Source organism: Paenibacillus odorifer (assembly GCF_000758725.1).
GTDB classification, from domain to species: Bacteria; Bacillota; Bacilli; order Paenibacillales; family Paenibacillaceae; genus Paenibacillus_AQ; species Paenibacillus_AQ odorifer.
Genome location: NZ_CP009428.1, coordinates 3,430,595 through 3,443,940, shown reverse-complemented (window position 1 = coordinate 3,443,940; position 13,346 = coordinate 3,430,595). Strand labels below are relative to the sequence as shown.

10 protein-coding genes are annotated in these 13,346 nt (G+C 42.3%); 2 read left to right on the top strand and 8 right to left on the bottom strand.

Annotated features, from left to right (window positions below):
• Positions 1 to 21 precede the first annotated feature (21 nt).
• The 8 genes from PODO_RS14965 to PODO_RS14930 form a co-directional block, all read right to left on the bottom strand.
• Positions 22 to 1,764, bottom strand: a complete 1,743-nt coding sequence (locus tag PODO_RS14965) for a type 2 periplasmic-binding domain-containing protein (RefSeq protein WP_038571184.1) — start codon at positions 1,762 to 1,764, stop codon at positions 22 to 24.
• A gap of 8 nt (positions 1,765 to 1,772) precedes the next feature.
• Positions 1,773 to 3,437 carry a response regulator gene (locus tag PODO_RS14960; protein ID WP_155288133.1) on the bottom strand — a complete coding sequence of 555 codons (1,665 nt, stop codon included), beginning with the start codon at positions 3,435 to 3,437 and terminating at the stop codon, positions 1,773 to 1,775.
• Positions 3,353 to 5,095, bottom strand: a complete 1,743-nt coding sequence (locus PODO_RS14955; protein ID WP_038571178.1) for a sensor histidine kinase — start codon at positions 5,093 to 5,095, stop codon at positions 3,353 to 3,355. Before PODO_RS14955 ends, PODO_RS14960 begins: the two co-directional genes overlap by 85 nt.
• A gap of 142 nt (positions 5,096 to 5,237) precedes the next feature.
• Positions 5,238 to 5,768, bottom strand: a complete 531-nt coding sequence (locus PODO_RS14950; RefSeq protein WP_038571175.1) for an FAD-dependent monooxygenase — start codon at positions 5,766 to 5,768, stop codon at positions 5,238 to 5,240.
• Positions 5,769 to 5,809: 41 nt separating this feature from the next.
• Positions 5,810 to 6,274, bottom strand: coding sequence for an FAD-dependent monooxygenase (locus tag PODO_RS14945; protein ID WP_038571172.1), 465 nt, complete (start codon positions 6,272 to 6,274; stop codon positions 5,810 to 5,812).
• A gap of 5 nt (positions 6,275 to 6,279) precedes the next feature.
• Positions 6,280 to 7,467, bottom strand: coding sequence for an MFS transporter (locus PODO_RS14940; RefSeq protein WP_244886338.1), 1,188 nt, complete (start codon positions 7,465 to 7,467; stop codon positions 6,280 to 6,282).
• 73 nt (positions 7,468 to 7,540) lie between these two features.
• On the bottom strand, positions 7,541 to 8,110 hold the full coding sequence (locus PODO_RS14935; RefSeq protein ID WP_038571169.1) for a TetR/AcrR family transcriptional regulator: 570 nt from the start codon (positions 8,108 to 8,110) through the stop codon (positions 7,541 to 7,543).
• A 469-nt stretch (positions 8,111 to 8,579) separates the two neighbouring features.
• The gene (locus tag PODO_RS14930) at positions 8,580 to 9,158 is read right to left on the bottom strand and encodes a TetR/AcrR family transcriptional regulator (RefSeq protein WP_038571167.1); all 579 of its coding nucleotides are present in this window, start codon (positions 9,156 to 9,158) and stop codon (positions 8,580 to 8,582) included.
• Positions 9,159 to 9,271: 113 nt separating this feature from the next.
• On the opposite strand from PODO_RS14930, the gene PODO_RS14925 reads away from it, so the two are divergent.
• Together PODO_RS14925 and PODO_RS14920 are read left to right on the top strand one after the other, a co-directional pair.
• The gene (locus tag PODO_RS14925; protein ID WP_244886337.1) at positions 9,272 to 10,195 is read left to right on the top strand and encodes a ketopantoate reductase family protein; all 924 of its coding nucleotides are present in this window, start codon (positions 9,272 to 9,274) and stop codon (positions 10,193 to 10,195) included.
• An 89-nt stretch (positions 10,196 to 10,284) separates the two neighbouring features.
• On the top strand, positions 10,285 to 13,026 hold the full coding sequence (locus PODO_RS14920) for a hypothetical protein (protein ID WP_038571160.1): 2,742 nt from the start codon (positions 10,285 to 10,287) through the stop codon (positions 13,024 to 13,026).
• Positions 13,027 to 13,346 lie beyond the last annotated feature (320 nt).

Below are 13,346 nucleotides of genomic sequence, written 5' to 3'. Positions count from 1 at the left end.
AGAAGAAAACAAGCCACAATATTATGGCTTGTTTTCCATGTACCAATTATTTACTTCTCTCGTGATTACGTCGCCGCCATTCTTGTAAAATTGGGCTACGAACTCATCAAAGTAGGAGAGCGGCTTCTCGCTATAAATGATGCTCAGATAACTCTCCGTTGCGAGTTTCTGCAGGAACACTCCGTGTTTCTCCATCCCGTCCGTTAAAGGTCCGTGGTACCGGTTCGGGATTTCGAGTCCCTGCTCGGCAATCGCTACCCCAGCCGCCGTAAGTTGAGCCGAATTCAAACCTTTAATGGCTTGTTCGATCGGCGTCGTCACTATGGCTTCCGAATTTTCAGATAATTTTCTGATTGCATCCGCATTCATATAAGGCAAGGCTGGAGCGCCACCTGTCAGCGGATAGAGCATCCAGCGCATATCCATTGAAGACCCGTCCGCAAGCGGCCACTTATCATTCGGCACGCCTTCAGTCGCAAAATTGACAGTAATGACCTTGTCGTTCATGATCACATAATCGTAACCTTCGTGAAACCCTTGTGCGAATCGGGGATCGAAGTACGGATCATCCGGTCCGAAATTTTTGGCAAGCAACTTGTTATAATAAGCGAACCAGGCTTCCATATTCGTGAAATCCTTGCTGAACACCGTATAGATACCGTACAACGGCTTTTGTGCCTTGCCCTTTAACCCATCCGGTCCGGCAGGAAGGGAATAAGCCTCCCAATCCGCTTCCGGGTCGACCTTCACTGTATCGCCGAGCGGCCAGGCTCCCATCCAAAACGGGCCGAACATGACACCAGCCATTCCGTTAACCGCCAGTTCGGACGCTTGGCTCGGGTCCTGCATGCCTGCATCTCTGTCCATGTAGCCCTTCGCCATCCAGGACGCCATCGTTTCCAGGTATTTCTTAGCATCCGGATGTACGGCGCCAAACATCAAGCTGCCCTTCTCGTCCTCATTCCAGAACAGTTTGATGTCAGACGTGCTAATCATCTGCCTTGAAAAAGCTCCGCCGATCGCATCTGTCTGCCCCATCCAGCTCCAGGGACCTTCCTTTAGCGGAACCGCCAGACCAACTTCGTCATCTTCGCCATTCCCATTAGGATCTTGTTCAGAAAATGCCTTCAGCACGTTCTCCAACTCACTTATCGTCGTAGGCGGGTTCAGCGACAGTTTCTCAAGCCAATCCTTACGGATCCACATGACCGTTCCCTCATCTCCTGCACTAAAACGGGGAAGTCCATATATCTTGCCGTCTTTGGTCACTTCTGCCATAGTATAAGCGTACTTCTCGAGCGCTTCTTTTAGCTTAGGATGCGCATACTTCTCGATGGCATCATCCAGCGGAAGCAGCTTGTCGGCTTTCAGCAGATACTTCAGGATGTCTCCTTCAGCGCTAAGGGTGTCCGGCAGCTTGCCATTCACAGCCAGCGCCAGCCGAATTTTGGTATCTGCATCCTCGAACTTGCTGACAATCCAATCAAACTTCGTGACGATTCCCAGATTATCTTCCATCCAGCGGGTATGCACGTTGTCTGTAAGGCTCTCATCTGGCTTGAATGCGTTAGGCCGATTCTCGTCCACGATTCCTGTTGTGATGGTTATAGGCGGATCGTATTTAAAATCCCATACCGGCTTCGTTTCCCCATTGGATGTACTGTTCTGTGCCGTTTTCCCTGTGTTACTTAAACAGCCGGAAACTAGCAGTACTCCGCTCAGAACTGCCCATAGAAATCTGGCCTTTCTTTTTTGCTTCTTCACCGGCCCAATCACTCCATTCCCGATCGGTATCTATCCCTGAATTCCTGCGGCGTCACCTGATAATAGTCACGGAATTTCCGAATAAACCAGTTGGTATTGGGATAGCCAATACTTTCACCAATATGGTAGATTTTATTATTTGTATGCTTGAGCACCTCGCAGGCTTTGAGCATACGCTGCTCGTAAATATATTGGGATACGGTAGTGCCTGTACACTGCTTAAAGATTTTTGACAGATGGTTAGGATGTACGAAGACGCGTTTGGCCAGCAAAGTAAGTGACAAGTCCTTGTCCAGCTCTTTCTGGATGTAGAGTTGCGTCTTCCGGATGATCACCTGGCTGTGATCCTCGGTCTCCTCCCCTAGCTTATCGCGAAGTGTGCGTAGTAAGTCGAGCGCCCAGCTTTCCAGCTGCGACGCGTGCAGCATCGCTTTTCCTTTAACGAAAGCCGATTGCTCAGGAGTGAGCATTTGGGCCAGCGTCCTGCCGCTGCGATTCGCGATATACTGGAAGGCATTGGAGAGAAAGAAAAAGACATCGCGCATGAGGTAAGGCGAACCCGTATGCATTAGCGGTGACACAAACGCTCGGATCTTAACTTCCGCCGCTTCCCATTGCTCCGTTTCCAAAAGATGTGTCAGCAGAGGCGTTTCATAGAGCTTGCGCATAAGACGCGCTTCCTCTTCATTCCGCTCTGGCACCTGCCCACCCGAAAAACCGTCACTATCCAATCGTGATTTAGCTGTCATATAACTAGCTTGCAGTCCTTCCGGGAATAAGCAGTCGGTTTCCCCTACAGAAATTTCACCTTTAAGCAAACCCTGTACTTCTTGCTTTAATCGCTCTATCCGCTCAAGCACCCATTCCGGATCGGGTGGTGCTCCTGACAGGTCGTATACCAGAGCGAGCAGGTTTCCTTCATCATCCGCCGCCGACCAGCAGTCATAGCGGTCCATCAGCAATTCTTCCAGCATGTTTGTTACCGCGAACCGGATCAGTGACTGCGAATAGAGGTCTTGTCCATCGAAGGGGGAACCCAATCGGACCAGGCACATCGAGACATGACCTGGTATCGGAAGAGGGAGGTCAAACAGCTTTAACTTCTCTGCAAGCGCCTTGCTATTCAGATTTCCGCTGAGCACTTTGAGCAACAACCCTGCTTTCAGTTCTGCACTATTGTCTCGGTAGATACGGAAGCCCTGTTCGATTGATCGCTCCTGCTCAAGCTGCTTAATGATCCGGCCCATTGCCGTAAGTAGCTGCTCGTCCTTCGCGGGCTTCATCAGGTAATCGAGCGCTTGCAGCTCAATCGCTTTTCGGGCGTAATCGAAGTCCGCATAACCTGTGAGGAGCAGGCACTTCAGCCCTGGAATACGAAGCCTGGCCTGTTCGATCAGTTCCAGACCGTTCATGCGGGGCATACGGATATCCGTCATAAGGATGTCAATGGGGAAGGTGTCTATCAGAGCAAGTGCCTCGCTCGCGCTGTAAGCCTTCCAAACGCGGGAGATACCAAGTGTCGCCCATGGAATTGTATCTGCCAGACTGTCCGCATAATGTTTCTCGTCATCAACTACAAGCAGGCTATTCATTGCTCTTCCTCCTTCGTTTCGTCTTTCATCCCAAGTCTCCAAATCAGCCTCACGTTTAGCCCCCCCAGTCTGGACGGGCAAAACTCAATTTGAGCGTCTGAACCGAAGTTGCCTTGCAGTCTTTGATATACGTTCCAAAGACCGCAGCCTGCATATTCGCTGGCCGGAATATGAAGCTCCATTTGCAGTTGGTCCATCCGTTCTTTATTTAATCCTTTTCCGTTATCCTCCACTTCCAAGTGCAATTGGTCTTCATTGACGTAAACTCTAATTTCAACCCGGCCTGGATATTCGACGTTCTCAAGTCCATGCACGATCGCATTCTCCACGATCGGTTGGATAAGAAGCCGGGGAATTCGCAGCTCCGCCAACTCTTCAGGCAGTTCGATGCTGTAGGACAGCGTCTCATTGCGAAGCCGAAGAATCTCGAGGTGAATGCGCACGAACGCCAGTTCTTCCCCCAGGCTGACTCCTTGATTATCCATTCGCGTCGTATACCGGTAATAGTCGGCCAGATGATACGCCATGTCTATGACAGCCCGATTCTTTCCCATCTTGGTCATATTAATGATGAAACCTAAACAATTGTACAGAAAATGAGGATGAATCTGTGCTTGTAGCTGTTTTAGCGTAGCATCGCGCGCAAGGATACGCGATTGTAGGACATTCTCGATGAGATCTTGGATCTGCGTCGCCATCTCGTTAAAGTTCTGCATCAGGAACGTGAATTCATTGTTTGATTTCTTCGGCAGGCGGTAGGCGTAATCGCCTTCCTTAATCCGCTGCACCGCACGCACAAGTTGAAAGATAGGCCGATGTACGTTCCAGTACAAGGCAGACGCGGCGGTAATACAGGATAGGAGCAAAATAATCGAAGAAGCTCCAAACAATAACCGCTGTTGCTTGATAGGTCCGATAATCTGGTTAAGTGGAACAGAATCGACGAGATGCCACTCAAGAATATTGGAATAATAATAGGTAATCAGATAAGGCCTGCCGTCGAAGGAATGAATTAAAAAACTTGAATCCCGGCTATTGATCCTGTCGCCTAATTCCGTGATAATTTGGTCCATCTTGGGCCCATCTGCGGACCGGCTGGCGATGATGGCATGTCCTTCTTTGTAAAAAAACGGGTTGTCAGAGTGACCAGATTTGTAGGTATCAAGCAAATTTTCGAAGCTCCACTTGTAGAGGTTAATGCGAACGGCAACATCCAGATCGTCCGGACGGGCTGGTTTGTAACCCGTAGTGACATAAGTTCGAGTAAAACCGGAGCCAATCTCCAAATCTTCGCTGTAGCTCCACCCTAGCGAAAATCGGCTTTCAAACTCTTGAAGGTCATATTCATAGGAGGGGGAAGAAGAAATACTATCGTCTCGTTGCGGGAAATAGACGGTTACGTCATTGCGCCAGTTGCCCGATGCGCTGGCCAGCGACAGCTTCTCTTGGATCAGCAGCCTTGTTTTCATTAGGGAATAATCGCTCATGTTGAGGTTGTAAAGGTACTCCAGCACGTTCGTGTCAACGAGCATAGGTGCGGAGACTAAGTCGAACTTCTCAATGCTGGCATCCAGTTGTGCCACGAAAAGCTCCATCCGGTTCAGGCTGGCTTTGATAAGCTCCTCCTGTATGACGTTGATGCTCTTAGAGGTAGAATAATAGTACAGCGCCACAACCGGAGTTAGCAGAATCAGCAATAACACTAACATTTTCTGAAAAATATTAAATTTGATCCGCATGGGATTTCCATCCTTGTTTTGTAATTACACCTCAACCTGTATTTTACAATGGATAGAAAGCGTTTTCTATACAAATTCTTTGCGTTTCAACAAATTAAAATAACCTCATTCCCAATGAACTCTACTTAGGAATGAGGCTTCGTTAAAATTTAAAGGCATTATCAACCGTTATTTTAGGACTCCCCAAAAAGAATCTCCGCATTAAATATCTAGCGATCCTGCTATTTCCCATCAGTTTCATGCACGCTAGCGAGAAGTTTTTAATCCCTTTAGGGGATTTAACGATCATGCTGATTATCAACTGTTGAGCAAAATGCACTAAACGAATTTCCCGATTACGAATGGACTGCAAACGATCTAAACGCTTGTATTCATGATTTGGCTCTAATTTTGATGTAACAATAAGTTCAGCTGTGACCAGCGCTGTTTCAAAAGCCAAGGACAATCCGATAGCTCCGAGTGGAGAAGAACAATGTGCAGCATCACCGATTAGAATACAACCCTTATCATGCCAATTGTCCACCATAAAAGTCTCTGATTGGATAGAAACGAACGATTTGAAATCACTGATTTTTTCAATGTCTTCTTCAAGCTCAGGAAAGGCCTTTATGAATTCAAGCTTTAATGGTTCGATGCCTTTTCTTTTTATGGTATTCCATTGGTCTTTCTTCATTGTAAAACCTATTTGCACACAATCAGAGGAATAAGGAAGTCCTATGAAGTTACTATTTGTCCATCTACTAAGGCGTTTACCCCGACTGTTCGATTTGCACTTTTAATAGTTGAAGTGACCTTAGCGTTAAAAACGAGCACAAAATTAGTATAATCCTTTGCTAGATCATAAAGAAAAGTTAACAGGACGGATTGTTTTATTTTAATTGCGTAAGGTCCCTCTGGCATTTCCTTTTTATAATCAATTTGAGTGATATATTTTTTATTATTCCATATTTCGGCATTAAATAATTTTATATGCTCATACTTTTCAAGACGCTGTTCCAGGTTCAGCTCTTTCATGAGCCTTACAAATCGAGGCTGGAGAACTTCTCCTCTAAACTTGCGATTAAAGCTTGTTTGACTTTCCAGTACAGTAACTCTAATTCCGTTTTTGGCTAACAGCAGCCCTAGAAAGAGACCTGAAGGTCCACCACCAACAATGCAAATCTCCGTTTCTTTAATCATTCCTATCACTCTGTGGGTAAAGAAGCAGCCCGTTCATTTTTCACTACTGGAACCCTAGCCGATAATCTAAGAAAAAGAGAGATTAAAAAACCTAATAAAAGAATAGAACCTAATATAGTAAAGGATAACGAATAATTTTCTGTTTTTAATAATTTCAAAGCTAATATCGGGCCTGTGCTAGCACCTAGGAATAGAATAAATGCATTGAATGAAATAGCAGACCCTCTTGCATTTCCCCCTAATTGACTGACGATTGAGATGATAACGGGAGTTACCAGCGCGATACCAGCCACAAATACAACGCTCATTAGGACAAGAAATGGCAGGTTCGTGCTAAAACCTAGAGCAAGCAACCCAATTGCAGCTAAAGCTAAGCCTCCCCTTAGAACAGCGGCCATTCCCAGTTTTTGAGCAATTCTTCCGGAAAAGGGTGATAAAAGCATCCCCGCGATTCCAAATGCACGAATATAAAGGATATCCTGTGAGGAAAGTCCAAACTTAGCTGAGCTTAAATAACTTCCCAAAACAGTGTACATGCCAACTAAAGTTAATAGAAGCATAAAGGTTATCGCAAAAGCCAAAAGCAATTGTGATTGTTTTAGCAGAAATGTCATTTGTTTAAACTTCCGCAGAACATTTTCTTTCGGTCTTAGCATTTCATCTTTAGGAAGGAACCTCATTACAATCACTGAAGTAATACCATACACAATCCCCAAAATAAAGAAAATAGCACGCCAGCCAAGAGCTTCGTTAACAATCCCACTAAAAACCTGGCCTACTATGCCTGCCATTAACAGTCCTGAGCTTATAAATCCAACGGCTGTTAATCTTTTAAGAGGCGGGAACATTTCCCCTGCATACACTAGCGCAATAGGTGCAAATGCAGCAGCCACTAGGCCTTGCACTCCTCTGAGCATAATAAGCCCGTAAAAACTATCCACAAATCCTAGCGCAAGCGTAACTACGGTTAACCCAATAATGCTAGCTACTAAAAATACTTTACGTCCATACCTGTCTGAGAAAGGTCCATACAAAAGACAGCCCAGAGCATAACAAAGAGAAAATGAACTCCCAATCCAAGCCGCCTCACTCGGGCTAATCTGGAAGGCATGCGAAAACACTTCGGATAATGGAATTGTAATATACATGCTAGTTAGAATAACTAAACCACACCAAAATAAAATAATCGTCATTAATGAATAGTTCTTATTGTAATTCTGAACGTCTATCGTCTGATTCATAAAGTGAATATCCCCCGGTTTACTATTAATTTGCAACAGTGATGCCTTCCAAGACATGGATCAACAAATCCTTTATGTAATCCGCATCCGGAATTTTTTTATAGATGAGAATTTGAAAGTAAATGGGACCATAAAGCAGATCTAAAGTTATATCCAGGTTAATTGTTGACTTCAATTCTCCCTTATCTATGGCTGCTTGGAGTAATTGTTTGGCTTCATTTCTTTTAGTCATTAAAAACAATACGTAAAAATCTTTCGCGATTTCTTCGCTCTCTGTAACTATAGTTAAAGTGGATTTCCCGATTTTGCTATTGAGGATACGAGCTAAAGCTTCAAGCTGTTGTTTAAAGTTAACCTCAATGGATTTATTGCTATCAAATTCAAACTCTGATTCTACGGTCATTAGAAAAGCGTCCAATACAAGCCGTGCTTTATTTTCCCACCATCTATAGATGGTTGTTTTGCCAACTCTAGCTTGTGCTGCAATAGCCTCAATCGTTAATGATGAATAACTGTTAGATTCCAACATTTCTAGAGTTGCAGTAAGAATCTCCTTTTTACTTCGAGGTTCTTTGTTTTTCACGTTCAATTTCATTTCACCTCCTAGATGTTATTTATTAAAAGTATGTAATTATAGAACGATACGTATCGTTTCATTTGTTACATTATCTTATATCATTTTCATCAAATTTAAAATAGCTAATTTGAGAATTATTATTTTCTGGATTTAGGCATGCGTTAGATGACTAAACATAACTTGTGCATACAAAAACTAACGCTTCGGAATGGTCCGAAGCGTTAGTTTTTGTGGATATTTGCAATTTAGGATTTGATGACTAGTTTATCAACTATAAACATAATAAAAATAATAACAAAAATAATTACGATAATTATACCTACTGGTGATTCGAAAAAAATGAGCATGAAATAAAGTAATATCGTCTCCCAAAATGACCAGTCAAAATCAACCATAGGTTCCACCTTTCTGATAATCTTGGCGAAGTGATTAAACCTTCCTGTTCGTGGGACTTGTCCCGAGTGTTATGCTTGTAAGCGTTCCTATTCTATCTTATCAAGAGTCCCAGGCCACTCATTACATAAGGACGAACAATGTCCACAAGTAAATCGGTCTGATCAGCCTCCCCCTCAATTAACCAAGTAAATGCAGCGCCATAGATCGCTGAACCTGTCATTGCTGAAATGATCTTTGTATGTTGGCGGTCTGCGATATCATAATTAATCCCCTTCAAAAATATGTTTTCAATGATTTGCTGCAGCATATTTTTTACTTTCTCATCCACCAGCTTAGCAATAGATTTGGAATCCATTCTGCATTTCTGATAAAAATCAACGATGTACTGATGAGTCAACAAGATCAACTGGTTACATATTTCATCTGAAAACTCCCGTGCATTCATTACTTGTTCAGGAATCATCTGATGAAAAGAATGTTCTGTAAATTCATCGAGTAAAGCATATTTATCTTCATAATGGGCATAAAAAGTAGCCCGGTTTATCGTAGCTTTCTGTGAGATATCTTTTATTGTCATTGAATCAAATCCTTTAGTCTGTAAAAGATTTCTGAAAGCTTCTCTTATTAACAGGCGAGTCCGTATTACTCTCGGATCTTCTTGATGTACCATCTGAGTCTCCCCTTTCTAAAACATCAATTATCGGAATGTGTTGTCTATGCAACTCTTTTCTTACAATGACGGTTGTAAGCATAATCTTGTCATACTATTATCTTATCAAACAGATGTTGCTTAAACAATCAGTGACTAGTTATTCGGAAGGAATGATAATAGTGAACATAAAACAAAATAGACTTCTAATATTTGGCGCTGGCGTAATTGGCAGTTTATACGCTCTTAGATTTGCACAATCGGGGTTTGACGTCACTTTACTGGCTCGAGGAAAAAGGCTGGATGAACTTAAGCGGAAGGGTTTGAGATACAACGACAACGGTACGATAAAGCAACTATCCATTAAGACGGTCGAAAAGCTTGTAGATGATGACATCTATGATTTTATCTTTGTTCCTGTACGATATGATCAGGCAGAATCTGCCCTGTCTGCGATCAAAAATAATCAGAGCAAAACAATAATTACACTGACCAACACTATTGGTTATAATCCCTGGCTTGAAATCGTGGGTGATCGGTTACTTCCAGGATTCCCTGGTGCAGGTGGAGACATTAAAGAGGATATTTTATACGCTCAATTTGGTTCCAAAACTTATTTTGGTGAAATAAATGGACAAACGACCGAAAGAGTTAAGCAGCTTGCTTTGATATTCGAAACAGCTGAAATGCAGTATGAAATACAAAAAGATATTCAAGCATTTCATGTTTCACATGCTGCACTCGCTGCAGTCAACAAGCATTTTTATACGAGTGAAGGAATGGTAGATATTGAGACAGCAATAAGCGAAAGCATTCTTAGCAAAGTAGCTACAGATATCAAACAAAATCTTTACTTGGTAGAGCAAGCTGGAATCTCTGTAATCCCGACTGAAACGAAGTCAATGGGAGAACTGATGGAAGAAGAGATTATATCCCGGTATCGGCAGATGCTGAGTGATGAGTTTATCATTGATGTTAAGTTTGGAAACCAAGCTGTCAGCAGAAAAGCAGAAATAATATTATTGGATGAAATGTTTCATGAGAAGTTTTCGATTTGATCCAAGCAAATTTTTTCCATAAAAGTTATCAAATGAGTTCACACCCCATATTACTTAATACTAAAACAATGTAATATGGAGGTGTTAGATTGCCACTGAATCAAGATCAGCAGATCTTTCAACAAAGCACAACAACTCAAAGCTGGGGAAATATCCAGGGACAGACCTTAGTTGCAGGCCAGGGTAGCTTGAGAAGAGGAATGAACTATAAGTTAGGCGCTCAGGCTATGGCACAAATCAATAATTTATTAAATAAATGGGCTGAATTAAAAATATTGGGGAGTGCCGAAGTTTCGCTTCTTCTCCAAGTACAGATACAAACGCCCCTGGATCTATTCGACGAAGCCGGGCTAGCTGGTCGACTTCAAGCCGTTCTTAAAGCGGCGGTAGCGGCTGGATTAAGCATGAATATGACAGTTAAAGAGTTATTGAAAATCCTGAAGAATAAACCGTCAGGAAATGGTTTATCCGGTGAATTGATTGAGCTATTGTTAGAAGAATCAGAGCTCGAAGGTTATTTGTACGCCCAATTTGCGGTTGGTTTTATGGCGTATGCCAATTTTGTTATGCTTGGTAATTTACATAAGACAGCTACTCTAGGGGAATCTGGATTCCAATTTGTCTATGAGGCGGGAATGGGATTTATTGCGGGGGGTGGCTATAGAGGTGGCATCAATTTTAAATTCCCCGATCCTGCAAAACTGGTCAATCGTTATGGGGACCGCTTAATTGAGGGCATTGTTAATAAAGCTATTGACACACAGCAGGAACAAGCATTAATGCTCGGTACTATGCTAAGGATAGGAGTGAAATCAGCCTATGAGGTCAGTAGACAATTAAATGAAGGTACCGGGAGCAATAACGAAAAACTAGCGCAAACCGTTCTTACATTTATTGGCGGACAGTTCCAATCGTTGTTCTTCTTGACTATGAATGTGTTCTTTAAGGAAGAGATCCTTCGTTTAATTGGCCTTGCTTCTTTACCAGCTGAACAAACCACAGAAGTCATTCAAACCCTGAAAGGCTTTAATTCTTTTCAGTTAGTACCGGATAACCATGCAATTTTTGTTCGTTTAGACTCATTATCAGCATTAATTCAAAACGAGCAGCTTAAGAAGGAGTTTGACCGAAGTATTTCTGCTTTGTGGGTATCAGCTTTGTTGCTCCCCTTTGCAGTGCAAGCGGCAGATAAAGCAACCATGCCTACTTTTACGGCACAATTGTCTTACCAACCTCCTCCCGCTGTCAAAAGTGCAATTAATACAGATTTGAACCATCCGTCTGACACAAATTTGAACCATGAGGATCTTCTTTCATTTCTACTTGATAAACCTTTGACGCTTACCATACAACATGTAGATAGCGTTCGGGAGATAGCAGCAATTCTCAAACCTGCCGTTTCAGGAACTGCCCAAGATGCAATGAAGTTCTTATTCAGTCCCTCATTTCCTTCGACTACAGGGGAAAACTCTTTTAGATCAACACTTGGAGCCATAAATCAAGCTTTCGATCATTACGTGGATACGGAAATAAGTGCCAGAAAAACTGCAATCTCGAACACTTTGGCTGGCGAGGAAGAGATTAAGATTCTATTTGAGCAAGCCCTGATTCCCTGCATACAACTGACTTCTGATGTTCTAATTCCAGAGATCGTTAATGGATTTCAAAATTTTGACATAAAAACTATGCAAGAAGCATTATCCAGCGTATTACTCACAATGCTTGGAAGAAGCGTTATTCATGTCATGGACGGAATTCAGACTTCAGTTAATAAACAAATCGAGGGTCTTCTTCGCGAAGCTGCTGGTCAGGCTGCAAATGTTCTTGGACCACTTGGAGCTCAAGATATTTTAAAGAAACCGTTGGAGGCAGCTGTTAAAATTATTGCGGAAATGGTAGCGCCTTTGACACCTGAAGCACAAGAACAACTTTTTGAGAATGCTCTAAACATATTTACTCCAATAAAAGGTAACGCCGTGGACTTCGCCAACCATTTGCAAAGCGATCCGATGTGGATGCCTCAAATGGCTGAAATAGAAGCAATAGCCAAAATTTTGATAAATCATTTAACTGATCATATGATTCAATTCGCTCTAAAACTGATTCCAGCGTTGTTTCAAGCCTTGATCGATGAACTACTCGCCATAATCGAACACTGGCTAAATGAAATAGCCAAGATATTAAATACTATTACCGATTTCATAATTAAGCTGATGCAAGAAAAACTAATGAAAGAACTGATTGATCCGGTAATGGAAATTGCTGAAAAAGCCGCTGACGTATTAACGTTTAACATTTTTTCTCTAATCGGTGCCGGTAAAGTAAAAGATGAATTTTTCAAAGGGTTAAGAGGAGCAGTCGAAGCTATAATTCAAGAAGCAATCATCCCTCCTGTTGTTATGACAGTGAAAGAAATCAAGTTCAATCCTCGTAAGCTCGTGGATCTTTGCCGTGACGCTTCCAACTTTACTTTTACTAAATTTTCTGAGATTTTTAACGATTATATTTTTGGGGAGATCCAGAATCAACTTGAAAAAGGTTTAAATATGAAAAATTTCAAATTGGATATTAAAGTGCCGGTTTCTTTTTCGATTGACTTACCATGGCCTTTAGGGTCACAATCCTTATCTCATACGTTTAGACTTACAGATGTCCTCATTCCGTCATCAATCGTTTTAGACATTGTAATGAATTTAATACGTAACAATCTAAAATTAGGAGGAACATCGGAGTATCTTTTCCAAATGGTTGTAACAACTATCGATAATTTCAAAAAAGTAGATCAATATAAATTGGATATGGCAGAAGCTTTGAAAAAGTATAGTAATTAAAGGAATATCTTTTAATTTTTCAACTTCGAAATGCTGCCTATTTGAAACCTTCTTCGCATTGTTGTATCTTTCAAACTAGCACCATCTATCGGACATAGATGACGCTAAATGCAGTATTATTGCACTTTTGGTAGGCTAACGGTCTTCATAGCCACTATTTGCATGAAATATACCACATATGAACCTCTTTATAAGCAATAGCGTCACTGGAGTCTGAAATGTTGTTCACAAGGCTGAAAATCAGAAAATAGTGTCATCTGAGTCCGAAACCCTCAGAGGCTCAGATAACGATGACACTGTTGAAGCTGGCGGCTACCAAT